Genomic DNA, 22,926 nt, shown 5'->3' with positions numbered 1-22,926 from the left:
GCCCTTCCGGATCAGATGGGGCGAACCTGCTCCGCCTGCGGCCCCTTCTGGCCCTGAGCGATCTCGAACTCCACCCGCTGGTTCTCCTCCAGCGTGCGGTAGCCGCTGGTCTGGATGGCCGAGAAGTGGACGAACACGTCAGCACCCCCGCCGTCGACGGTGATGAAGCCGAAGCCCTTGTCTGCGTTGAACCACTTCACGGTTCCCTGCGCCATGTGTATCTCCTTCTAAAACTGGCGGCCGAGCACGCCGTGCGGCCGGTTGGCCGTTTTCGAGCAGCGGCGCCTTGAGTCGGCCCCCACGAAGGAGGACTTCCCTCGACCCACGCTGTCTCTCAACAGCGTGGAACAGCAAACCACGTACGCAAAAACTTCGCATAGCCTACCGGACGAAATTCTCCGACATGTGACCTGAGACCGCCGCTCCGCGAGCGAAGACATCGACGGTGCGGCACCCCGGTCAGTCGGGCCAGCGGCCGGTCAGACGCCGTACGCCGATCGCGCCGCCCCGGTCCACGGCGGCCCGGACGACCGCGAAGATCGCCCCCTGCAGGGCGGCGGCGGCCAGGATCTCGCCCCAGCCACGGTCCTCGTCGATCGCGTCCGGGGCCTCGCCGTCCCCGGCGGTCCACTTCCAGACCTGCCGGAAGACCGCGCCGGCCGCCACACCGGCGGCCATGCCCATCAGGATGCCGACCGGACGGTACGCCAACTTGCTGACTGCCTTACTCACCCACGTCTCCCTCGTGCCATCAGCACCACGACCGCCAGCGCCAGTGCCCCGGCAGCGACCACGGCCCAGGAGACCGGATGGCGCAGCGCCAGCGAACCCGCGTCGTGCACCGACGACCGCACGTTCGCCGTGGTCTGCCCGGCCCGCTGCTTCACCCGGTCCCGGGTCTGCGCGGCCGAGTCCTTGAGCCGGGCCTTCACGTCCGCCCTGGCGGCCAGCGCCTGGACCGTCTCGCCGAGTTCCGCCCGGGTCTGCCGGATGTCCTCCCGGAGCGCCTCCGGGTTGCCGAAGCCGTTGCTGCGAGTCATCCCTGTCCCCTGTCCCGGACCGCCGAGGCCACCGTACGCACGTCCGCCCGCAAGCTGTCCGCGGTCACGCTCGGCATCGGCGGCACCGCCCGGCGTACCTGCCGGCGGCCCACCAGGGCGAGCACGCCGGCCAGCAGGAAGAGCGCGCCGGCCACCACCAGCGCGGCCGCCCAGGCCGGGATGACCACCGCCAGCCCCAGCACCGCGGCCGTCACCAGGACGGCGACCCCGAAGAGCGCCAGCACGCCACCGCCACTGAAGAGGCCGATCCCGATCCCGGCGTGCCGCCCCTTCTCGGCCAGCTCCATGCGGGCGAGCGCGAGTTCGTCACGGACCAGCCGGGACACCTGCTCGGTGGCCCGCTGCACGAGCTCAGCGGTGGACTGCTCCGCGACCGGTCGCGCGGACTCGCGTACGACCTCGGCCATGGTGTCCTCCTTTCCCGGTTCCTGAGCTGTATGCCCCGGTCGCCGGTCGTTCAATCCTGATGACCGTGCACCGTCCCGCTGTGGTTAAGTGTCCGCCACCGGGCGCCGGGTTTGCGGCCGATCCGGCAGGTCGACCGCGCGCCGGGCGACGTCGGCGCCTCGCCGGCTCGGCCGGCTCGACCGGGGGTCAGCGCCTCGACGCCTCTGCCGGCTCGTCGGGCCCGACAAAGGCGCTGCTGCGGGCCTCGCCGTCGTCGTCGCCGCCGAAGAGCCGGGCGTCGTCGGGCGGCTCGTGCTCCGTCCGCCCGATGCCGGCCGAGCGGGGCCGACCCGCGCCCGCGGCCGGCCGTCGCGGCGCGGCCGACTGCCATGGCAGCAGACCGGAGCCGTCGCCGACCTCGGCCCGCAGTCGGGGCAGCGCGGTCGGTCGCTGGTCGCGCAGCCAGCCGACCAGATGCTCCCGGACCAGGCAGCGCAGGTCCCAGAGCCTCGGCGCGTCGGCGGCACTGACCAGGGCGCGCAGCCGGACCATCCCGCCGACCGCGTCGGTGACCTGCAGCACGCAGGTCCGTCCGTCCCACAGCTCGGTCCCCTCGACCAGCCGGCGCAGTTCCTCCCGCATCGCCTGCACCGGCACCGACCAGTCCACCTCGAATTCCGCCGTGCCGAGGACGGCGGCCCGGGTCCGGGTCCAGTTCTGGAAGGGCTTGCTGGTGAAGTACGAGGTGGGCAGGATCAGCCGCCGGTCGTCCCAGATCTGCACCACCACGTAGCTGAGGGTCAGCTCCTCGACCCGGCCCCACTCCCCCTCGACCACCACCACGTCGTCCAGCCGGACGGCGTCGCTGAACGCCAGTTGCAGCCCGGCGAAGACGTTGCCGAGCACGCTCTGCGCGGCCAGGGCGGCGACCACACCGATCACCCCGGCCGAGGCGAGCACGCTGGCGCCGACACCCCGCACGCTGGGAAAGGTCATCAGCATCACACCGAGGCTGAGCACCACGATGACCGCGACGGTTATCCGGCGCAGCATGACGATCTGGGTCTTGATCCGCCGGGCCTGCCGGTTGTCGGGCACGTCGAGCCGGAACCGTGCCAGGGCGGTGTCCTCGCTCACCAGCAGCAGCGACGCGACGAACCAGGCGGCGGTGGCGACGACCGCCAGCACGAGCAGGTGCAGCACGGTCTGTCGCCACGGCGTGCCGACGCCGTAGCCGGTGCTGAACCGCACCCCGAACTGGATCGCCAGCACGGTCGCGGCCACCTGGAAGGGCCGGTGCGAGTGCTCGGACAATTCGCTGAGCAGCACCGATCGTCTGCCCAGCCGGCGTACCGTCCGGTGCACCGCCTCGACCACGACGAGCGCGAGCACCGCCGCGCCGACGGTGACCACGAGCGTCCACAGATAGCTGTCCACCAATGTTGTTCCCTCCATGCCGAAGCCGGGTGCGGCCCTGGGATCTCCAGGGCCGCACCCGGCCGGGGGCGTCGGATCGTCGAGCTACGGGCAAAGTATGAAGAATGCCCGGTAGAACCCGATCCCGTCCAGGCTAAACCTTCCGGTACCTCGCCTGGACCAGGCAGAACACGGCGAAGGCGGCGATGCCGAGGGCGACCAGTGTGAGCAGGATCGACCCGAACGCCTGCTCACGCAGCGTGTGCAGGGCGGCGTCCAACCCCCGGGCCCGGTCCGGGTCGTAGTTCACCGCGGCCGTCACCACGAGCACTCCGGCGATGCCGTACGCCACGCCCTTGGCGACGTAACCGGCGACGCCGAGCCGGCGCGAGATCTTCCGGGTGTGCGGGCTCATCTCACCGGTCCGCAGATGCCGCTCGAAGCGCTTGACGAAGCCGTACCAGACCAGTCCGGCGCCGAGGGCGGCCAGGCCCAGGCCGGCGAGCCCGACGAGCAGGCGGCCCCCGCCCGAACTCATCAGTTGCTCGGTCAGCGCCTGCTGCTTGTCCGCACTCGACGACGTCGCCTGCCGGACGACCTGGAACGCGGTCCAGGCGAAGTAGAGGTAGACGACGGTACGGCCGGCGGAGCTGAGCCGCTCCAGCATCCGCTCCCGGCCCCGGTACTCCCGATGACCGACCGCCGCCTCGAATGCCTGCCAGATCCCCATCGCGACCAGACCGACCCCGATCGCGCCGACCAGGAACCCGCCGAGCGGTTGGGCGGCCAGGGTGCGTAGCGCACCGGACTGGTCGCCGTCGGCGGCCGGCTGGCCGAAGGCGATCTGCAATGCCAGCCAGGCGAAGAGCAGGTGGACGACGCCGTAGCCGACGAAGCCGGCCCGGGCGAGGATCTCCAGCGGCCGGCTGTCCTTGGCCCGCGCCGCGGTGGTTCCGGCGGTGTGAGTAGCTGACATGGGGCAGTCAATGACCGGTCGGCACGATTCTCAAACGTCCACGCCCGGGCTTCCCGGCAGGCGGGGAGTGGCGACGTCGGTCAGCCCGGGTTGCGGCCGATCCGCACCACCACCTGCTCCTGGTCCGCGCTCTGCACCGTGGCGTAGAGGCCGCCGACCTCGGTCGCCTGCTCCCCGACGGTGAGCGACAACTGCTCGCCGGCGACCTCGATGGTCACCACGTCGCCGTCGACGCCGACGAGCGTGGCGTCCACGCCGAGGATGCTGGCCCGGGCATCGACGCCCCGGTCGAAGGTGACGGTGCAGGCGTCCAGGCCACAGTCGGTGCTGGCTCCCTCGGAGCTGCAGCCGGCCAGGACGGCGGTGCCGAGGGCGAGTGTGGTGAGCAGACCGGCGGCACGGCGGACGGTGGTCGATCGGCGATACGGGGGGTTCGTCACCCTGCCAAGGATAACGGGGGTTCTCCAGGCAACCGCCGGGCCCGGGTACGCGCCGGTCTCGCCGCCGCGCTGCACGGCCGGGACGGTGGGGTGGGAGAATTGCTCCGGTGAGCTTCCTGGTGCAAGAAAATCCCGCCCGCCGTCGCTTCGAGATCCTGGTGGACGACAGCCTGGCCGGCTTCATCGGCTACCGGGTCGAGTCCGGGACGATGGTGTTGGCACACACCGAGGTCGACAGCCGGTTCGAGGGCAAGGGGGTCGGCAGCGCGCTGGCCCGGGGCACCCTCGACCAGCTCCGCGACCGGGGTGAGCGGGTCCGGGTCACCTGCCCGTTCCTCCTCTCCTTCCTGGAGCGCCATCCCGAGTACGCCCCGGTGGTCGCGGCGGACTGAGATCGACGGGCTACCGTCGTACCCGTGGCGGAGCCGGAAGTGCGCCCGACGGGCCGGGTGGGTCGAGTGGTGGTCGCGGTGGTCGGGGTGGTCGTGCTGGCCGCTGCCGTCGTCGGGGTGGGGCTCTGGCGGGGGTGGTTCGCCGACCCGTCGGTCTCGGACGCGCCCCGGGTCCGGCCCGGCACGGTCCAGACGCTGGTCGGCAACCTCGAAGCGCCCTGGGGGCTGGCCTTCCTGACGGACGGCTCGGCGCTGGTGACCGAGCGGGACAGCAAACGGATCCTCCAGGTCACCGGCGGCGAGGCCCGGGAGGTGGCGCGGATCGAGGAGGCGACACCCGCCGGTGAGGGCGGCCTGCTCGGCCTCGCCGTCTCCGCCGACCACGCCGCGGACCGCTGGGTCTACGTCTACTACACGGCCGCCGAGGACAACCGGATCGCCCGGCTCCGCCTCGGCGACGCCGCCGCACCGGAGATCGTGCTGAGCGGGATCCCGCGCGGCTCCCGGACGCACAACGGCGGCCGGATCGCCTTCGGACCGGACGGCATGCTCTACGTCGGCACCGGCGACGCCGGCGACCGCGACGCGGCGCAGGACCGGAACAGCCTGGCCGGCAAGATCCTGCGGATGACCCCGGACGGCCGGCCAGCCCCGGGCAACCCGTTCCGGGACACCCTCGTCTACAGCTACGGCCACCGCAACGTGCAGGGGTTCGGCTGGCACGCCGACGGGACGATGTACGCCGCCGAGTTCGGGCAGAACCACTACGACGAGCTCAACCGGATCACGCCGGGCGGCAACTACGGCTGGCCGGAGGTGGAGGGCGACTCCGACGACCCCCGCTTCGTCGCCCCGCTCGCCACCTGGGGCACCGCCGAGGCGTCGCCGAGCGGGCTGGCGGTGGTCGGCGACCGCGTCTGGCTCGCCTGCCTGCGCGGGCAGCGGCTCTACCGGATCGGCACCGACGGCCAGCACGCCGAGGCGCTGCTGACCCGGGAGTACGGCCGACTCCGGCACGTCGCCCCGGCGCCGGACGGCTCGCTCTGGGTGCTCACCTCCAACCGCGACGGCCGGGGCTCCCCGGAGTCCGACGACGACCGGATCCTCCGGCTGATCCCGTAACCACAGCAGCCCCGAGCCACAGCAGTCCGGAGCCGCTGCAGCCCGGAGCCGCTGCAGCCCGGAGCCGCTGCAGCCCGGAGCCGCTGCAGCCCGGAGCCGGCCGGTGTCAGATGGCGTGCTCCGGGGCGGGCAACTCGGTGAAGGGGAAGCGGAGCCGGAAGTCGGGCCAGGGCACGCTGAGTCGCAGCCGCTCGTCGCCACGGCCGGTGTCGACTCCCAACTCCGCGATCTGACCGAGGTCGGTGAGCGAGCGCCTGGCCTGCTCCTCGGTGACCCCGGCGGCGCCGGCGAGCCTGGTCAGGCTGGTGCTGACCAGCCTGCGCCGCCAGCGTCGCCGGGTACGCTGGGCCAGCCGGCGGATCGCGATCGCCACCAGTACGGCCTGGTCGTCCCGCTGTGCCCTGGTCTCCAACTCCCGCTCCTGTGCCGAGAGCGGCAGCACCTCCAGCGGATCGCGGTCCAGCCGAGGCGTGATCCAGGGGTCACCGTCCCCGGTGTCGGCGGCGATGTCGAAGAGACCGAATTCGGCAAGACAGAGCAGCAGTTCGCCGACCGTGTGCGGAACCGGAATCCCCCGTCGCCGGCACATCTCGGCGAAGAGTTCGATCCGGGTGGCCCGGACCCGGACCATCCAGGCGTAGTGCTCCCGGGCGTGCAGTTCGACGTCCTCGGCGTCCCGGCCGGCGCGGCGCCGCCGGGCCCGCTCCACCCACTCGTCGACGCTCCCCGGGTCGCACCACGCCGAGCCCTCCCAGGGCACCATCGTCGTCCAGGCCGACCGGCGGAACCGCGGCCGGGCGGGTACCACGGTGAGGTGGGCAAAGGCGCAGGGTAGCCACCGGATCCAGGACGGCGTGAGGGCGGCCCGCTGCCAGCGAGGGGTCACCGGACGAACGATACAGCGACTCGCCGTGAACGTGGAGGTACCCTTCGTGACACCGATGGTACGGATCGGCCGGCGGGCCGAACGTCCGATCAGGACCGCCCGGTGAGCACCTCGGCGGCGGCCCGACCGGCGGCCCGGGTGGCGCCGTAGGTGGCCAGGTGCGTCCGGCCGACCACCGCCGACGGCACGCCGAGTTCCACCACCACCGCGTCCGGGCGTTCGGCGAGGATCCGCCGCACCGCCGCCGTCATCCAGTCGTGCCGGTGCAGGTCCCGGACCACCAGCACCAGCGGGCGGCCGGCGGCCGGATCGAGCGTGCCGGCGGGCGGTCCGCCGTCGGCGCCGATGTCCCCGGCAGCCAGCCGTGCGGTCGTGGTACCGGGCAGCAGGGCGGCCAGTGGTGCGCCCACGCCCCACGGCGTCTCGGCGCCGATGGCGATGTTGCGGGGAGGTTCGAACTCCAGCACGTGCGCCGGGCCGGTCAGCGGCAGCACGGCCGGGCCGGCGCCACCGGTCGTCCGAACCGCGCGCCGGGCGGCGGCCAGCCCGAGCGGGGAGCCGTCCGGGCCGGGGTCGCGCCAACCGGTCCCGGTCCGGGCGGCGCCGCTCCAGGCCGCGAGCAGGCCGACCCGCTTGGCCGCCTCGACCAGCCGCTCCTCCGGCAGCACCCCGGCGAGCACGGCGTCGACGATCGCCTCCCGCAGCCGCCGGACATCCGCCTCGGTGGCGTGCTCGCCGCCGACACAGATCGCGTCGGCACCGGCGACCAGGGCCCGGACGGTCGCACCGGCGAAGCCGTACCGGTCGGCGACCGCGCGCATTTCGATGCCGTCGGTCACCACCACCCCCTGGAAGCCCAGCTCCTCGCGGAGCAGGTCGGTCAGGACCCGCCGACTCAGCGTCGCCGGCCACTCCGGGTCGATCGCCGGGACCAGCAGGTGGCCGGTCATCACCGCCTGCACCCCGGCGTCGATCGCGGCCCGGAAGGGCGGCAGCTCGCAGGCGTCGAGGCGGGCCCGGGACACCTCGATCCGGGGTACGTCGAGGTGGGAGTCGACGCTGGTGTCCCCGTGCCCCGGGAAGTGCTTGGCGCAGGCGGCGACCCCGGCCGACTGGAGGCCGCGTACCCAGGCGGCGGTGTGCCGGGCGACGAGCCCCGGGTCGGAGCCGAAGGAGCGTACGCCGATCACCGGGTTGTCGGGGTTGGCGTTGACGTCCGCGTCCGGGGCGTAGTTCAGGGTGACCCCGGCGGCGGCCAACTCGGCACCGAGGTCGCGGGCGATCGCCTCGGTCAGCTCGGGGTCGTCGACCGCGCCGAGCGCCAGGTTGCCGGGACGGGAGCTGCCCAGCCGGGACTCCAGCCGGGTGACGTCGCCGGCCTCCTCGTCGATCGCCACCAGCACGTCCGGACGCTCGGCGCGCAGCGCGGCGGTCAGCGCGGTGACCTGCTCGGTGTCGACCACGTTGCGGGCGAACAACACCACCGCGCCGAGCCCTTCGCCGAGCCAGCGGCGCAACCAGTCCGGCGGCCGGGTGGTGCCGACGAAGCCGGGCTGGAGCACCGCCGCGGCCAGGCTGGACAGGTTGTCCGTCGTTCCGCTCATCCCGCCGGTTCCCCCGCATCTACAGTGGACAGCCGCCGCCCTGGTAGCGGCGGGTGCTGCCATGGTCACACCAGCTCGGAAAATAGTCAATAAACCTTCCTATTAGCCGGAACGAGTCGGAAGGCCGACAGGCGGCGCAACGCTGCCGGCCAGGACGCCGTAGGGCAGCGGCGACAGTGCCGCCGGGGCGTGCGACAGTGCTGGGATGCAGTCCAGCATCCCGGCCGGCGGGCCGCGCCTCGCCGAACTGCCGTACCGCCTCTTCGCCGCCGACGAGACGAGCTGGTTCGACATCCCGGGCGTCCGGATCGTCGGCGCCGTCCTCGGCACGGTGCTGTTGCTCGCCGCGCTGCGGTCGATGTTCGGTGGCCGCCGCTAGCCACCCGCACGGCCACCCGGACGGCGGGGCCGGGGGCATCCGGACGGGGTCCGGGAACATCCGTCCCGGAGGCTGTCGAGCTGGGCGCAGAGACGGGTGCGCCGGCGCCCGGGCTGGGCGCACAGACGGGGCCGCCGGCGCCCCACCCTCGCCCCGGTCCCCGCCCCCGATCCCCGCCCCCGATCCCCGCCCCCGATCCCCGCCCCCGATCCCCGCCCCCGATCCCCGCCCCCGATCCCCGCCCCGGCCGAGGGTCCGGGTAGCCGGGACGTTCAGCGGGGGCCCGGGTCCAGCCTGGTGCGGCGGCTCTGCAGGTAGGCGCGCTCGGTCTCGTTGGTGGCCAGTGCCATGGCCTGGTCGTAGGCGGCTCGGGCATCGGCATCGCGTCCGAGCCGCACCAGCAGTTCGGCCCGTACAGCGGGAAGCCGGTGGTAGCCGGGCAGCTCGACCTCCTCCAACGCGGCCAGGGCCAGCGCCGGTCCGTGCACCTCGGCGACCGCGACCGCACGGTTGAGCGCGACGATCGGGGTCGGCGCGAGTGCGAGGAGCTGGTCGTATAGCGCCAGGACCTGCGTCCAGTCCGTGGCGGCGCCGTCGGTGTGGACCGCGTTGATCGCGGCCTGGATCTGGTACGGGCCGGGCCGGTTGCGCCGCAGGCAGCGGCGCACCAGGTCGTGGCCCTCGGCGATGAGCGTCCGGTTCCACGCCGACCGGTCCTGGTCGGCCAGTAGCACCAACTCGCCGGCCGGGCCGAGCCGGGCCGGGCGGCGCGCCTCGGTCAGCAGCAGCAGGGCGAGCAGGCCGAGGACTTCGGGCTCGTCGGGCATCAGCGCGGCGAGCTCGCGGGCGAGGCGGATCGCCTCGGCGCAGAGGTCGGTCCTGATCAGCGGTCCGGCGGTGGTCGCGTAGCCCTCGTTGAACATCAGGTAGAGGACGGTGAGCACCGGCAGCAGCCGGTCCGGCAGCTCGTGTTCGGCGGGTACCCGGTAGGGGATGCCGGCGTCTCGGATCTTCTTCTTGGCCCGCACGATCCGCTGGGCGACGGTCGCCTCCGGCACCAGGTAGGCCCGGGCGATCTCCGGCACTTCGAGTCCGCCGAGCAGGCGGAGCGTCAGGGCGGTCCGCGCGTCGGGGCCGAGCGCCGGGTGGCAACAGGTGAAGATGAGTCGCAGTTGGTCGTCCTTCACCGGTCCCACCTCCTGGGGCTCGTTCTGCTGGTGCAGCAGCAGGGCCTGGACATGCCGGGCCTCGCGGGTCGACTCGCGGCGGAGCCGGTCGACAGCCCGGTTGCGTGCGGTGGTCACGATCCAGGCGCCGGGGTTGGGCGGGACCGTCTCCCACTTCTGCAGCGCCGTCGTGAACGCGTCCTGAACCGCCTCCTCGGCGAGGTTGATGTCGCCGAGGAGGCGGGTCAGCGTGGCGACGCAGCGGCCGTACTCCGCGCGGTAGATGCTCGCCAGGTCCATCTCGGTGACCGGCCCGACGGTCAGGCCTGGGACAGGTCGTCGAAGGGGCGCACCTCGATCGGGCCGCAGGCCGCCGCGCACTTCTCGGCCCAGGCCAGCGCCTGGTCCAGGTCGTCGCACTTGATGATCCAGAATCCGGCGATGTGCTCCTTGGCCTCGGCGAACGGCCCGTCGCTCATGGTGGCGGTGCCGTTCTCCGTCCGGACGACGGTGGCGCTCTCCGGCGACGTGAGTCCTCCGGCGAAGACCCAGGCGCCCGCGGCCTGCAGTTCGTCGTTGATCCGCTCGGTCTCCCTGAACATGGTCTGCATCTCCTCGTCGGACGGCGCCGGTGCGCCCTCGACGAAATGCACGGAAAGCAGGTACTGCTTCATGACGTTCCTCCTACAGCTCGTTGTGGATGGCGACAGGTCAGCTCGTTGTGGATGGCGACAGGTCAGGCGGTCAGGCGGCCAGGCGGCGCGCGACAGCGGGGATCACGATCGCGGCCGCGACCAGGTGGGTGAGCATCAGTAGCGCCTTGGTCGCCGGTGCGGCGTCGGCGATCACGTCCGGCACCAGCGACAGGACGGTCAGCACCACCGTCGTACGGACGAAGGTACGGCGCGGACGCCGGGCGAAACGGGACAGCAGCGCCGCCATGATCACACCGACCAGCGAGAAGATCGCCGTCAGCGTGCCGAACCCCGTGACCGGGATCGGAGCGCCGGAAATGTCGAGGCTGATCCCCGCCCCGTGGCCGGCGGCGGCGACGGCCATGGTGGCGGCGCTCGCGACGACCGTGGCGACCAGACCGATCCCGACCAGCGCACCGAGGGTCGAAGTGGTGGCCCGGGTCGTGTTCACGGTGGTGTTCATCGTGCCCTCCAGCGAGGTCGTGTGCGCCGGCTCGGTGCCGGGCTCTCACCAGGGCTACGAAAAGGATCAACCCCGATCGACACGGACGCCCGGATCATCTCAGGAATTTTTTCGACCCACCCTCGGAAGGTCGTCGGCGAGGTCGGCCAGTTCCGGTTCACACCGGTGCCGCCAGCCGGACCCGGTTCGAAGCGGTGCGGCCAGCCGGACCCGGTTCGAAGCGGTGCTGCTCCGTTTCGAGGGCGAACCGCCTGGGTACCTGCGGCAACCGATGAAGCTGCCACCTCTGCACGCCACCCGGCTCCGCCGTGCCGCCCGGCACCACTTCGGCTGGCGGTCGCTGCGCCCCGACCAGCTCACCGCGATGCGCGCCCTGATGCGCCGTCGGGACGCTCTCGTCGTACTCCCGACCGGGGCCGGGAAATCCGCCGTCTACCAGGTGCCGGCGACGCTGCTGCCGGGACCGACGGTGGTGATCTCTCCCCTGCTCGCCCTCCAGCAGGACCAGATCGGCGCCCTCAACGAGCGGAACCGCCCCGAACTGCGCGCGGTGCGGATCAGCTCGGCCGAGAGCGCCGGCCAGCACGCCGCCGCACTGGAGGAGATCCGCTCCGGGCGGGCCCGGTTCCTCTTCACCACCCCGGAGCAGCTCAGCAACCCCGACCGGCTGGCCGAGGTACGCCGGCTGCGCCCGGCCCTGGTCGCGGTCGACGAGGCGCACTGCATCTCCGCCTGGGGACACGACTTCCGCCCCGACTACCTGGCGTTGGGGCACCTGATCCGGGAGCTCGGCCGCCCACCCGTGGTCGCGCTGACCGCGACGGCGTCGCCACCGGTCCGGGACGACATCGTCGACCGGCTCGGCCTGCGTAAACCCCGGCTGGTCGTCGCCGGGCTGGACCGCGCCAACCTCTTTCTCGAGGTGGCGAACTGCGCCACCGAGGACTACCGCTGGCGGCGGCTGCTCGCGCTGCTGCGCACCGACGAGCGTCCCGGCATCGTCTACGTGCCGACCCGGCGGGCCGCCGAGGAACTGGCCGAGCGGCTGACCTCGGCCGGCTTCCCGGCGCAGTACTACCACGGCGGGATGCCGGGCGGCGCCCGCGAGGAACTGCACGAGGACTTCCTCGCCGACCGGGTGCCGATCATGGTCGCCACCTCGGCCTTCGGGATGGGCATCGACAAGCCCAACATCCGCTGGGTGGCGCACATGGCCCTGCCCGACGCACCGGACAGCTATCTCCAGGAGATCGGCCGGGCCGGCCGGGACGGTGAACCGGCCCGTGCACTGCTGCTCTGGCGCGCTGAGGACGTCGGCCTGCGTCGCTACTTCACCGGCGGCGCCCCGGATCCCGACGAGCTGCGCGACCTCGCCGCGCTGCTCCGGGATGGGCCGACGACCCGGACGGCGCTGCGCGAGCGGACCGGGCTCGGCGCTCGCAAGCTCGGTCAACTGCTCGCCCTGCTGGAGCAGGTCGGCGCCGCCGACACCCTGCCGGACAACCGGCTCGGCAGCCCCCGGTACGCCCCAAAGCCCGTCGACGCGGCCACCGCCGCACTGGCCGAGGCGGAACGCCGGCAGGCGGTGCAGCGGTCCCGTACCGACATGATGCGGGCGTTCGCCGAGACCCGGAGCTGCCGGGGGCAGACCCTGCTGGCGTACTTCGGTGAACGGCTCGCCCGACCCTGCGGGCACTGCGACAACTGCCGGGAGGGGCTGGCCGACGCCGGCACGGGCTCGCCCGTCGGGCGCGACACCGCTGCCGGCCGCGACCGGCCCGGCAGGCATCCCTTTCCGGTGCACAGCGCCGTCCGGCACACCGAGTGGGGCACCGGAATGGTACTCGGCTACGAGGACGACCGGATGACCGTGCTCTTCGACGAGGTGGGATACAAGACGCTCTCGGTGCCGGTGGTCAGCGAACAGGGCCTGCTCGTGGCCGCCGACGACTGAGCCACGGGATCGCCGGACCCGCTCGCCGGGGATGTCCCGTGCGGGTACGGCGATTCGGTTTGCCCTCGGCCGCCGCGTGCCGTGGGATGTGATGGTTTGTACTCAGTGGAGGGAAGTTGCCGTGACCGAGCAACCGCTGTATGCGAGCGAGTTCGGATTTTCCGACGACGAGTGGGGGCTGCTGGTCGGCCTGCCGCAGTCGGTGCTGACCGCGGCGAGTGCCGCCGAGTCGGACGGCGGTCGCCGGACCCGGACGGAGAACGCCGCCGGACTGGAGAGCATCGCCGCCGGCCGGGAGTCGGCCAGCCCGCTGGTCGCCGCCGTCGCCGGAGAGCTGATCATCCGGGTCGGCGATCCGGAGGTGGGCGAGGAGCTGCCGGTGGTCGAACCGGAGGACCCGAAGGCGTTGATCGCCGACGTGCTGAGCCGGGCCGAGGCGGCGTCCAAGCTGCTCGCCGGCAAGGTCTCCGAGGGCGAGGCGGGCGCGTACCGGCACTGGCTGCTCACCATCGCCGAGCAGGTGGTGACAGCGGCGGCGACCGGTGGCGTGCTCGGCCTCGGCGGCGACGAGGTGACCGAGTCCGAGCGCCGCTTCCGCGACGAGCTCTCCCACGTGCTCAACGACTGACTCCTCCTCGGGCTCCTCAGCGGGCGAGGAGCTCGAGGACGGCGCGCTCGGCCTCTGCGTCGGTGCTCCGCGGTCCCACCTCGGCGACCGTGCCGCTCTGGTAGAGGTCGATCAGGCGGGGATCGACGTAGGACGCCCGGGCCACCGCCGGAGTGTTGCCGAGCCGGCCGGATACCCGGCGCATGGCCTCGGCGATCACCCGGCGCCGGGCGCTCACCGACCGCTGCGGTCCGGCCTCGGCGAGCGCCCGCGACGCCCAGAGGGTCGCGTGCCAGGTGCGGAAGTCCTTTGCGGTCATCTCCCCGCCGCTCGCCGCCCGCAGGTAGTCGTTGACCTCGTCGCTGCGTACGTCCCGCCAGCAGCGGCCGTCCCAGTAGCCGAAGAGCCGCTGCGCGGCACGCCGCCGGCGGCGCAGCTCACGCAGCACCCGGCACGCCTGCGCGTCGTCGATCCGCAGCACCTGCGCGACGCCGCCCTTCGCCGGAAACTCGAAGACCACCGCACCGGCCCGACAGCGGGCGTGCTCGGGGCGGAGCGTGGCCACCCCGAACGTGGGGTCGTCGCCGGCCGCGTACTGGTCGCTGCCGATCCGGAAGGTGCCCATGTCGAGCAGCCTGGCCACCGTCGCCAGTACCCGGGGCCGGCGCAGCCCCCGGCCGGCGAGGTCGGCACCGACCCGTTCCCGGAGCACCGGCAGCCGGGTGGCGACCTCCAGCACGTGGTCGAACTTTGCCTGGTCGCGCCGGGACCGCCAGGTCGGGTGGTAGAGGTACTGCCGCCGCCCGGCCGCGTCGGTGCCGACCGCCTGGACGTGCCCGTCGGGATGGGGGCAGATCCAGACCTCCTTCCAGGCCGGCGGGATCACCAGGTCGCGGAGCCGGGTCAGCTCCGCCGGGTCCCGGATCGGCCGCCCCTGCGTGTCGAGGAAGACCACCCCGCGACCGTGCCGGCGCCGCCCGTAGCCGGGGGCCGAGAGGTCGCTACGCCGCAGCCGCATGGCGGTCCCGCCCCACCCGGTCGACCTCGCCCGCGGCCGCCAGCACCGCGTCCACCTCGATCGCGGCCAGCGCCGGATGGATCCGGGACGGCTCGGCGGACGGGTCGTCGCACCGGCCCCCCGACCCGTTGCCCGAACCGTCCCGCAGGGAGCCGCCGTCCGAGCCGTCCTGCGGCGTCCCGTCGCCGGGGGCGCCGGCCGGCCGGTGCAGTGCCCGGTGCCAGGGCCGGTCCGGCGGCGGGCCCCAGAGCTGCGGCCGGACCGGCCCGAAGAGCACGACGGAGGGCGTCCGGTACGCGGTGGCGAGGTGCGCGACTCCGGTGTCCGTACTCAGCACCAGGCGGGCGTGCCCGACCACGGCGGCCAGCTCGGCCAGGGTGAGTCGGCCGGCCAGTACCGCCGTCGGGGCCAGCCCCGCCCCGCGCGACACCCGCTCGGCGAGACCCCGCTCCGCCGGCGAACCGGTCACCACCACCCGGTGCCCGGCCCGGGACAGCTCCCCGGCCAGCGCGGCGAACCGGTCCGGCGGCCAGCGCCGACGCGTACCCTTGCCACCCGGGTGCACGACCGTCGCTCCGACCGGCACCCGGCGGGGCGCCGGGAGGCGCAGGTCCAGGTCGTCCGGGTCGCACTCGACGCCGTACCAGCTCAGCAGCCGGCACCAGCGGCGTACCTCGTGCTCCTCCTCCCGCCAGGGCGGGCCGTCGACGTGGCCGGCCTCGGCGCAGTGGTAGCCGCAGAGCCGTTCCGGGCCGGCGGCGGCGAGCAGCCGGTGCGACTCCGGCCCCCGACCGTGCAGGTTGACCGCCCAGTACGGTGTCGGCCCGGCCCAGCCGCGCCGCGCCAGCCCGTCGGTCGGCAGCCCGTCGATCGGCAGCCCGTCAATTGGCAGCCCGTCAATTGGCAGCCCGTCAATTGGCAGCCCGTCGATCGGCAGCACGTTGTCGATGTCGCCGACCAGTTCCACCAGCGGGCTGAGCCAGTCGGGCGCGGCGACCGTGAGGGTCTGCTCCGGAAACGCGGCACGCAGTCCGCGCAGCGCCGGCACCGCCGTCGCCAGATCACCCACCCCGAGCGCCCGCAGCACCAGGATCACGGATAGGAGGTCTCCCGATCGGCACAGACCACCATCTCCCGGACCGCGCATCCGGGTGGCTGACGCAGCGCGAAGAGCACGGCCGCCGCGACGTCGGCCGGATCGTTGAGCGCGGCGTCGGCACCGGGCCGGTACTGCGGGTCGCGCTCGTCGAAGAAGTTGGTACGCATGCCGCCCGGCAGCAGCAGCGTCACCCCGACCGAGCCGGCCAGTTCGGCGGCGAGCGCCCGGGTGAAGCCCACCACGCCGAACTTCGCCGCGCAGTAGGCGGTCGCGTCGGCCACCGCCTTCACCCCGAGGGTCGAGGCGACGGTGACGACCGTGCCGCGCGCGCGTTCCAGATAGGGCAGGGCCGCCCGGATCACGGCGGCGGTGGCCAGCAGGTCGACGGCGACGATCCGCTCCCAGGTCTGCCCCGGCACGTCGGCCAGCCGCCCCGGCACGTCGACCCCGGCGGCGGTGACCACACCGGCGAGTCCACCGGCCCGCTCGGCGAGTTCCCGGGTGGCCACCTCGGCGGCCCGGGTGTCGGCCAGGTCGCATTCGAGCCACGGCACCGGTGCGGCCGGCGGCTGCCGGTCGAGCACGTACGGCCGGCCGCCGGAGTCGGCGATCGCGGCCACCACCGCCGCGCCGAGACCGCTGGAGCCGCCGCTGACCAGCACCGCGCCGCCACCGTCCCGCCCGGTCGCCCCCGCCGGGGCGGCCGCCGGCTCGGACCGGGGCGCGAGCGCACCACCGGCGCCGTCGAGGCCGCCGCTCACCGGGCCCGTCCCACCGGCCCGGGACCGGTCCGGGCAGCGGCTCCGGGACCGGTCCGGGCCGCGGTGATCATGTCGGTGGTCGAGCGCCCGTCCAGGTAGGGCACGACCACGGTGTGCCCGCCCCAGCGCTGCATGATCTCGGCCTCCGGCAGCTCCGGTCCGTCGGCGCCGGTGCCGTAGTCGCCGCCCTTGACCCAGACGTCCGGCCGTAGCCAGGCCAGCGCCGCGTGCGGCGTCGACTCGTCGAAGACGACCACCGCGTCGACGCAGCCGAGCGCGGCCAGCAGGCGGGCCCGGTCGGCGTGCCGGACCAGCGGCCGGTCCGGACCCTTGAGAGCGGCCACGCTCTCGTCGGAGTTGACGCAGACCACCAGGCAGTCGCCGAGCTGCCGGGCCGCCTCCAGCGTCGCCACGTGCCCCGCGTGCAGCAGGTCGAAGCAGCCGCCGGTGGCCACCACCGTGCCGCCGGCGGCCCGGACCCGGGCCACCACCTCTCCGGCGGCCCGGTGGCCGATCCGGTCGCTCCACTCCACCGCCGCGACCGGCACGGCGTCACCGGAGCGCCGCACGCCCTGCCCGGGCTCGCCGTGCTGCCGCGCCGTCGTGGACCGGGCCGGAGCCGCCGGTACGGCGGTCGCCACCCCGCCCCCCGCCACGTACCCGGACGCCTCGGCCACGCCCTGCTGCACCGCCTCCGAGACCAGCGCACCGTCCGCCAGGGCCACCGTGGCCGCCGCGGCGAACCGGTCCCCCGCCCCGCAGGTGTCGCCGTCTGCGCGGGTCGGTGGCGGCAGCACCAGCGGCGTCGAGCCGGCATGGCTGAGGAGTGCGCCGTCGCCGCCCAGGGTCACCACCACCGCGCCGACCTGCCAGCGCTGACGCAGCGCCTGGGCGCAGCGCCCCGCCGTGGCCAGCCGGGAGGCCCCGGTGGCAACCCCGGCAAGTTCGCGAGCCTCCACCTCGTTCGGGGTGGCCAGCCGGACGCCCGGCACCGCCGCCGGGCCGCGCGGGTGCGGGTCCCAGACGATCGGCGCGGCGGTGCCCGCGAGCGCAGCGCGCAGCGCGGGCAGCCGGGCCACCCCCCGACCGTAGTCACTGACCAGGATCCCGGCCGCCCCGGCCAGCAGTTCCAGGACGGCTTCGCTCGGCTCGCCGGGTGGCCCGGCCGGCCCGCCCCGGTCGTGCCGGAGCAGCACCCGCCCCCGGGTCCGCAGCCGGATCTTCTCCGGGGTCGCCCCCGGCAGCGGCAGCCCGTAGACCTGCACCCCGGCTGCGGTGAGCAGCCGGCTGAGCCGGGCGCCCCCCTCGTCGTCGGCGAGCGCCGTGACCAGGGCGACCTCGAAGCCCCGCCCGGCGGCGAAGAGTGCGGCGAGCCCGGCGCCGCCGGGCCGGTCCATGCTGCTGTTCTCGTCCAGCACCGGGACGGGCGAGTCCGGGCAGAGTCGGTTCACCACGCCCTCCACGTCCCGGTCGAGCAGCGTGTCGCCGACGACCACCAGCCTCCTGGTCATCGCCCCTCCCCCTCGCTCCCGCCCGGACGGAGGGTTCCCGGCACCCGCAGCACCAGCTCGTCCTCGACCCCGGAGGGGCGCACCGTCGCGGCGCCTGCGCCCACCGGCTGCGCTGCCGCCCCGGCGGGCACGGTCTGCGTGGCGGGCGGTGTGGCACCCGCCGGCCCCGCGCCCGCCATCGCCGTGCCCGCCATCGCGGCGCCCGGCGCCGCCGGTCCGGTCGTCAGGTAACCGGTCGGGGCGAACGGGGCCGGCAGGTGCACGTCCACGTAGGCGCAGAGCACGTGCGCCGACACCAGGTGGAGTTCCTGCACCACCTGACTGTCCGGATAGGGCACGGCGAGCACGTCGGTGCAGGCGTCGGCGAGCGGGTTCGGCGTCGGTCCGGTCAGCGCCCAGCAGCGCATGCCGAGCTCCCGACCGGCCCGGGCCGCCCGGACCAGGTTGGCGCTGCGGCCGCTGGTGGAGAGGAGCAGCAGCACGTCGTCGGGGCGGCCGTGCGCGCGTACCTGCCGGGCGAAGACCTCGTCGAAGCCGTAGTCGTTGCCGATCGCGGTCAGCGAGGAGGTCTCGGCGCAGAGCGCGATCGCCGAGAGCGGGGCCCGGTCGTCGCGGAGCTTGCCGACCAGCTCCGCGGCGAGGTGCTGCGCCTCGGCGGCGCTGCCCCCGTTGCCGGCGACCAGGATCCGACCACCGCCGGCGAGCAGCCGGGCCAGCTCGTCGCCCCAGCGGGCCAGCCGCCCGGCCTCGGCCCGGTACGGCAGCAGCGCCGAGGCGAGCCCGGCCAGGTGGCTGTCCAGCACCTCCAGGGGCCCGGTCATCCGGCGACCACCCGGCTCGGCCGGCGTACCTCGCTGACGGCGGCGTAGACGGCCCCGATCTGCTCGGCCGTGCGGGCCCAGGAGTACCACCGGCGGGCCCGGTCCAGCGCCGCCGCCGCGTAGCCGAACCGGCGCACCCGGTCGGCGAGCAGCTCGCGGATGGCGGTGCCGAGCGCCTCGGGATCGCGGGGTGGCACCAGGTCGCCGGTGCGCCCCGGCGCCACGGTGTCGGTGAGCCCGCCGACTGCGGTGCCGACGACCGGCACACCGCAGGCCATCGCCTCCAGCGGGGTGAGCCCGAACGGCTCGTACCAGGGGGCGGCGACGAGGACGTCGGCGGAGCGGTACCAGTACGGCATCTCGTCGCGCGGGACGGCGCCGATCAGGCGTACCCGGTCGGCGACCCCGACCTCCTCGGCGAGCGCGCGCAGCCGGCGGACCTGGGGGTCGTCGTCCACCTCGCCGGCCGGCGGCCCGCCCACCACGACGCACTCGGCGTCCGGGATCGTGGGCATCGCCCGGATGAGGTCCTGGTAGCCCTTGCGCTCCACCAGCCGGCCGACGGTGAGGATTCGGAACCGGCCCGGCACCCGGGGCACGGCCGGGCCGTCGGGCGAGAAGGTCGCGTCGTTGACCCCGGAGGGGATCACCGTCACCCGGTCCTGCGGCACGCCCATCCGGACCAGTTCCCGCACCTCGTCCCGGCTCTGTGCGATGACCCGGTCGACGGCCCGGCCGAGGGCCCGTTCGTAGCCGACCCGGCGGGCCGGGCTGGTGTCCGCCGCGCCCTGGTGGCGCCGCTTGACCGTGCCGAGCGCGTGGTAGGTCAGCACCACCGGGACACCGGTCTGCCGGCCGGCGGCGATCCCGGCCAGCCCGCTCATCCAGAAGTGCGCGTGGGCCACGTCGGGCACCCAGTCGTCCTCCCGCCAGCGCGCCACCAGCCACCGGCTGAAGTCCTTCATGTACGGCAGCAGGTCGTCCTTGGCGATCGGCTGCGGCGGCCCGGCGAGAACGTGCACCACCTCGACGCCGTCGCGCAGCTGCACGGTCTGCGGCGTGTCCGGGCTGTCCCGCCGGGTGTAGACCCGCACCTCGTGGCCGGCGTCGGCGAGCGCGGCGGCGAGCTCGGCGACGTGGGTGTTCTGGCCGCCCGCGTCCTCGCCGCCGAGCACCGCGAGCGGGCTGGCGTGCTCGGAGATCATCGCGACGCGCATAGTTCCTCCTCCAGCAACCGGTCCCAGTCGGCCAGGAACCGGTCCAGGCCGTACCGGGCCCGCGCGGCATCCCGGGCCTGACCCCCGAGCCGGCGGGCGGTGTCGGGCTCCTCGACGAGCTGCCGGGTGGTCGCCAGCAGGGTGTCGATCCGGGTGGAGAGCACACCCGCCCCCGGTGGCACCGCCTCCACCGCCCCGGTGGCGGCGAGCACGACCACCGGCATGCCCATGGCCATCGCCTCGACGAGGCTCAGCCCGAGCGACGTCCACCGACACAGGTGCAGGTACGCCCGCCGCCGGGCGACCTCCGCCTGCATACGGACCTGCGGCAGGTCGTCGTGCACGGTCAACCGGTCGGCGGGCAGCCCCAGCCGGTCCGGCAGCCCGGCCACCCCCATCCCGAAGACGTCCAGCGGAGCTATCTCGGCGAAGAGCGGCAGCAGGTCGGTTCCGGTCACCCGCCAGCGGCGTACCGGCTCGTTGACCACCACCGCCAGCCTGTCGAGTTCCCCGCTGTAGCGGGCGGTCGGCGCCACGATGCCGTGCTCGACCACGGCCGTCCGGGTACCACCGGTGTCCCAGAAGAGCGCGTTGAAGTGCGTGACGTGCGCGATCAGCAGGTCGTCGCGGTCGGCCAGCGGATGCCGGCTGTTCGGCACGTCCCCCTGCTTCGGCGTGTTGTGCTCGACGAAGATCGCCGGAAGGTCGTGGCCGACCCGCCGGCCCAGCCACTCCGTGACCAGGTCGATCTCCTCCGGACGTTGCAGGATCACCAGGTCGACGTCGGCGCCGGCCAACTCCTCGGGGGTCACCTCGTCCACGGTGTCCGGCCACCGGTAGGTGCGGGCCCGTCCCAGGCCGTACGGGCCACGGTCCGGGGTGACCGGGACGAGATACCGGTGCTTGCCGTGCACGAAGGCGGTGGTCCAGGAGCCGTGCACGTGCCAGAGCAGGATGTTCACGGCCGGACCTCCCGGGCACCGGCGAGCACGCCGGACCGCGCGGCCCCGCTCGTCGTCCCCAAACCGGCCGCAGCCGCCGCGCTCGTACCCGGACCGGCCGCAGCCGCCGCCGAGTGACCGAGCAGGCGTACCGCCTCGACGACCTCGTGCGGTGCGATGTCGGAGAGGCACGGATGCCCCGGCACCGGGCACGTGGTGGCCCTGCTGTGCCGGCAGTCGGCGGCGGCGTCGCCGAGCCGGACGGTGGGCACGCGGTAGGGGCCCCACTGTCCGAAGGGGACCGTCGGCGCGAAGAGGCTGACCACCGGAACGCCGAGCGCGGCGGCCAGGTGCGCCGGGCCGGTGTTGCCGACGACCAGGCAGCCGGCCCGGGCGATGATCGCGGCGAGGCCGGTGAGCGTGGTCTGCCCGCCGAGGTCGATTCCGGTACGGCCGGCGACCCGCGCGGTCAGCGTCCGCTCCCCCGGACCGCCGGTCACCACCACCCGGTGCCCCGCCCCGGTGAGCGCGTTGACGATCTCGGCACAGAGTTCGGGCGGGCAGGCACGGGCCGCTACGGAGGATCCGGGGTGTAGCACGACGTACCCGGGATCGGGCAGGCTGCCGTCGGCGAAGGTCGCGTCCGGGTCGGCCCGCAGCCGCAACACCGGCTCGTCGCCGGAAGGCAGCGCGAATCCGGCGGCCGCCGCCAGCGACAGCGCCCGCTCCGCCTCGGGGATCCCCGGCGACACCCGGTGCCGCACGTCCAGGAGGGAACCGGGATAGTCCGGGCTGATCGCCGAGATTCGGGCTACCCCGGCCATCCGCAGCACCAGGGCGAGCGGCAACGCCGACTGGTGGAACGAGGTGAAGAGAACCGCCTCCTCGGCGCCGGTGGCAGCGAGCCGGGCGGTGAGCCGGTCAACCTCGGCCCGGTCGACCGGGCCGGGCTCGGGGTCGATCCAGGGCAGCCGCCACTCGACGAGTTCGTCGACGCCGGGCAGCAGCTCGGCGGCGGCCCGGCCGCGCGGCCCGCAGAGCAGCACCACCCGTTCGGCGCCGGCCGCGACGGCCCGGATCGCCGGTCCGGTCACCAGGACGTCCCCGGCCGAGTCCGGCCGGGCCACCAGGACGCAACGGGCCCTCGTGCGCCCGGGACTGTCGAACGGCGAGCCGTTCGGTGTGCCGGAGCGGTGGCGTCGCAGGATCAGGTCGACGGCACCGGCCAGGTCACCGGCGACCGTGGGGGCGGCGGCGACCTCCTCCGGCCGGGTCTGCGCGGTGGGCACCAGGATGCCGCTCGCTCCCGCCGCGCCGGCCGCCGTCATGTCGGCGCCGATGTCGCCGACCAGCACGCAGCGGCCGGGCTCGGTGCCGAGCGCGCGGGCCGCATCCCAGACCATGCCCGGAGCCGGCTTGCGGCATCGGCAGCCGGCCCGGCCCGGCGCGGGTTCGGCGTGCGGGCAGACCTGCCAGGTGTCGAAGGGGCCCAGAAGCTCGTCGACCCGGGCGTTGACCCGGGCCACGTCGGCGGAACTGAACCGGCCTCGGGCCACCCCGGACTGGTTCGTCACCACCCCCAACCGGAGACCGGCGGCCCGGAGCCGGTCGAGGGCCTTCCGGGCGCCCGGCAGCGGCCGGACCAGGCCCGGGTCCCCGTTGTACGGCACGTCGTGCACCAGGGTGCCGTCCCGGTCGAAGAGCACCGCGTCGAAGAGACCGCGACTCACCCACGCTCCGTCCGGGCCACCGTGCGGTGCCCCTGACCTGCACTGATGCGGGTCGACCCGGTCGTTGCGCACGGCCGGCGGGTTCCCGGGGGCAGGAGAAGTAAACATCAATTCGACCCGGGCGGGCGGGCACGCCGGACCGGTCCGAAGACGTCGGTCGCCGGTACGCATACCCCGGCCGCGTCCCCGCTATCCAGAGCCGAACCGTTACCCGGCCGTCGAAGCCGGTTCTTCCGCTCGACGAAGCGCATTCGCCCAGGTGCCGGCCGTTTTGGTACCT

General features: G+C 74.3%; 25 protein-coding genes. 5 read left to right on the top strand and 20 right to left on the bottom strand.

Annotated features, from left to right (window positions below; genetic code table 11):
• Window positions 1–11: 11 nt before the first annotated feature.
• The 7 genes from ACN28C_RS16905 to ACN28C_RS16875 all read right to left on the bottom strand — a co-directional run bounded on the left by ACN28C_RS16905 (window position 12) and on the right by ACN28C_RS16875 (window position 4,280).
• Entirely contained in the window at window positions 12–215 is a 204-nt protein-coding gene (locus tag ACN28C_RS16905; RefSeq protein WP_007075740.1) for a cold-shock protein, read from the bottom strand.
• Window positions 216–459: 244 nt separating this feature from the next.
• Window positions 460–732 carry a DUF4235 domain-containing protein gene (locus ACN28C_RS16900; RefSeq protein WP_422774391.1) on the bottom strand — a complete coding sequence of 91 codons (273 nt, stop codon included), beginning with the start codon at window positions 730–732 and terminating at the stop codon, window positions 460–462.
• Window positions 729–1,040: a DUF3618 domain-containing protein gene (locus ACN28C_RS16895; protein WP_422774390.1), complete on the bottom strand. Its 312-nt coding sequence runs from the start codon at window positions 1,038–1,040 to the stop codon at window positions 729–731. Before ACN28C_RS16895 ends, ACN28C_RS16900 begins: the two co-directional genes overlap by 4 nt.
• Window positions 1,037–1,468: a phage holin family protein gene (locus ACN28C_RS16890; protein WP_422774389.1), complete on the bottom strand. Its 432-nt coding sequence runs from the start codon at window positions 1,466–1,468 to the stop codon at window positions 1,037–1,039. Before ACN28C_RS16890 ends, ACN28C_RS16895 begins: the two co-directional genes overlap by 4 nt.
• A gap of 187 nt (window positions 1,469–1,655) precedes the next feature.
• A complete protein-coding gene (locus ACN28C_RS16885; RefSeq protein WP_422774388.1) occupies window positions 1,656–2,885 on the bottom strand; it encodes a mechanosensitive ion channel family protein in 1,230 nt (409 codons plus the stop codon).
• A 133-nt stretch (window positions 2,886–3,018) separates the two neighbouring features.
• Entirely contained in the window at window positions 3,019–3,840 is an 822-nt protein-coding gene (locus ACN28C_RS16880; protein ID WP_422774387.1) for a DUF1206 domain-containing protein, read from the bottom strand.
• A gap of 80 nt (window positions 3,841–3,920) precedes the next feature.
• On the bottom strand, window positions 3,921–4,280 hold the full coding sequence (locus ACN28C_RS16875; protein WP_422774386.1) for a hypothetical protein: 360 nt from the start codon (window positions 4,278–4,280) through the stop codon (window positions 3,921–3,923).
• A 107-nt stretch (window positions 4,281–4,387) separates the two neighbouring features.
• Between ACN28C_RS16875 and ACN28C_RS16870 the strand changes: the two genes are divergently transcribed.
• Window positions 4,388–4,672 carry a GNAT family N-acetyltransferase gene (locus ACN28C_RS16870; protein ID WP_422774385.1) on the top strand — a complete coding sequence of 95 codons (285 nt, stop codon included), beginning with the start codon at window positions 4,388–4,390 and terminating at the stop codon, window positions 4,670–4,672.
• A 78-nt stretch (window positions 4,673–4,750) separates the two neighbouring features.
• Window positions 4,751–5,794: a PQQ-dependent sugar dehydrogenase gene (locus ACN28C_RS16865; RefSeq protein WP_422774708.1), complete on the top strand. Its 1,044-nt coding sequence runs from the start codon at window positions 4,751–4,753 to the stop codon at window positions 5,792–5,794.
• Between the two features lie 106 nt (window positions 5,795–5,900).
• Here the strand turns inward: ACN28C_RS16865 and ACN28C_RS16860 are convergent, their stop codons facing one another.
• A complete protein-coding gene (locus ACN28C_RS16860) occupies window positions 5,901–6,680 on the bottom strand; it encodes a DUF6042 family protein (protein WP_422774384.1) in 780 nt (259 codons plus the stop codon).
• 89 nt (window positions 6,681–6,769) lie between these two features.
• Window positions 6,770–8,284: a glycoside hydrolase family 3 protein gene (locus tag ACN28C_RS16855; RefSeq protein WP_422774383.1), complete on the bottom strand. Its 1,515-nt coding sequence runs from the start codon at window positions 8,282–8,284 to the stop codon at window positions 6,770–6,772.
• Between the two features lie 205 nt (window positions 8,285–8,489).
• Here ACN28C_RS16855 and ACN28C_RS16850 point away from each other — a divergent pair, with 205 nt between their 5' ends.
• Window positions 8,490–8,663, top strand: a complete 174-nt coding sequence (locus ACN28C_RS16850; protein ID WP_422774382.1) for a hypothetical protein — start codon at window positions 8,490–8,492, stop codon at window positions 8,661–8,663.
• A 272-nt stretch (window positions 8,664–8,935) separates the two neighbouring features.
• Here the strand turns inward: ACN28C_RS16850 and ACN28C_RS16845 are convergent, their stop codons facing one another.
• The 3 genes from ACN28C_RS16845 to ACN28C_RS16835 form a co-directional block, all read right to left on the bottom strand.
• The gene (locus ACN28C_RS16845; RefSeq protein ID WP_422774381.1) at window positions 8,936–10,129 is read right to left on the bottom strand and encodes an RNA polymerase sigma factor; all 1,194 of its coding nucleotides are present in this window, start codon (window positions 10,127–10,129) and stop codon (window positions 8,936–8,938) included.
• Between the two features lie 20 nt (window positions 10,130–10,149).
• On the bottom strand, window positions 10,150–10,503 hold the full coding sequence (locus tag ACN28C_RS16840) for a YciI family protein (protein ID WP_422774380.1): 354 nt from the start codon (window positions 10,501–10,503) through the stop codon (window positions 10,150–10,152).
• Window positions 10,504–10,573: 70 nt separating this feature from the next.
• Window positions 10,574–10,987, bottom strand: a complete 414-nt coding sequence (locus ACN28C_RS16835) for a DUF6069 family protein (protein WP_422774379.1) — start codon at window positions 10,985–10,987, stop codon at window positions 10,574–10,576.
• Between the two features lie 271 nt (window positions 10,988–11,258).
• Between ACN28C_RS16835 and ACN28C_RS16830 the strand changes: the two genes are divergently transcribed.
• Window positions 11,259–12,941, top strand: coding sequence for a RecQ family ATP-dependent DNA helicase (locus ACN28C_RS16830; protein ID WP_422774378.1), 1,683 nt, complete (start codon window positions 11,259–11,261; stop codon window positions 12,939–12,941).
• Between the two features lie 121 nt (window positions 12,942–13,062).
• Window positions 13,063–13,569: a hypothetical protein gene (locus ACN28C_RS16825; protein ID WP_422774377.1), complete on the top strand. Its 507-nt coding sequence runs from the start codon at window positions 13,063–13,065 to the stop codon at window positions 13,567–13,569.
• Between the two features lie 16 nt (window positions 13,570–13,585).
• Here the strand turns inward: ACN28C_RS16825 and ACN28C_RS16820 are convergent, their stop codons facing one another.
• The 8 genes from ACN28C_RS16820 to ACN28C_RS16785 form a co-directional block, all read right to left on the bottom strand.
• Window positions 13,586–14,566 carry a DNA topoisomerase IB gene (locus ACN28C_RS16820; RefSeq protein WP_422774376.1) on the bottom strand — a complete coding sequence of 327 codons (981 nt, stop codon included), beginning with the start codon at window positions 14,564–14,566 and terminating at the stop codon, window positions 13,586–13,588.
• Entirely contained in the window at window positions 14,550–15,662 is a 1,113-nt protein-coding gene (locus ACN28C_RS16815) for a glycosyltransferase family 9 protein (RefSeq protein ID WP_422774375.1), read from the bottom strand. Before ACN28C_RS16815 ends, ACN28C_RS16820 begins: the two co-directional genes overlap by 17 nt.
• Window positions 15,659–16,327, bottom strand: a complete 669-nt coding sequence (locus ACN28C_RS16810; RefSeq protein WP_422774707.1) for an SDR family oxidoreductase — start codon at window positions 16,325–16,327, stop codon at window positions 15,659–15,661. The genes ACN28C_RS16815 and ACN28C_RS16810 overlap by 4 nt, the downstream gene beginning before the upstream one ends.
• Before the next feature lie 95 nt (window positions 16,328–16,422).
• Complete coding sequence (locus ACN28C_RS16805) at window positions 16,423–17,937, bottom strand: PfkB family carbohydrate kinase (RefSeq protein ID WP_422774374.1); 1,515 nt, start codon at window positions 17,935–17,937, stop codon at window positions 16,423–16,425.
• Window positions 17,934–18,758: a D-sedoheptulose-7-phosphate isomerase gene (locus ACN28C_RS16800; protein ID WP_422774373.1), complete on the bottom strand. Its 825-nt coding sequence runs from the start codon at window positions 18,756–18,758 to the stop codon at window positions 17,934–17,936. The genes ACN28C_RS16805 and ACN28C_RS16800 overlap by 4 nt, the downstream gene beginning before the upstream one ends.
• A complete protein-coding gene (locus ACN28C_RS16795; protein ID WP_422774372.1) occupies window positions 18,755–19,975 on the bottom strand; it encodes a glycosyltransferase in 1,221 nt (406 codons plus the stop codon). Before ACN28C_RS16795 ends, ACN28C_RS16800 begins: the two co-directional genes overlap by 4 nt.
• Window positions 19,960–20,937: a glycosyltransferase gene (locus tag ACN28C_RS16790; protein WP_422774371.1), complete on the bottom strand. Its 978-nt coding sequence runs from the start codon at window positions 20,935–20,937 to the stop codon at window positions 19,960–19,962. Before ACN28C_RS16790 ends, ACN28C_RS16795 begins: the two co-directional genes overlap by 16 nt.
• Window positions 20,934–22,754 carry an HAD-IIIA family hydrolase gene (locus ACN28C_RS16785; protein ID WP_422774370.1) on the bottom strand — a complete coding sequence of 607 codons (1,821 nt, stop codon included), beginning with the start codon at window positions 22,752–22,754 and terminating at the stop codon, window positions 20,934–20,936. The genes ACN28C_RS16790 and ACN28C_RS16785 overlap by 4 nt, the downstream gene beginning before the upstream one ends.
• Between the last annotated feature and the right edge of the window lie 172 nt (window positions 22,755–22,926).

This window comes from Plantactinospora sp. WMMC1484, assembly GCF_049315195.1.
GTDB lineage: Bacteria > Actinomycetota > Actinomycetes > Mycobacteriales > Micromonosporaceae > Plantactinospora.
The sequence above is the reverse complement of the archived record's forward strand: the minus strand, read 5'-3'. Positions and strand labels throughout refer to the sequence as shown.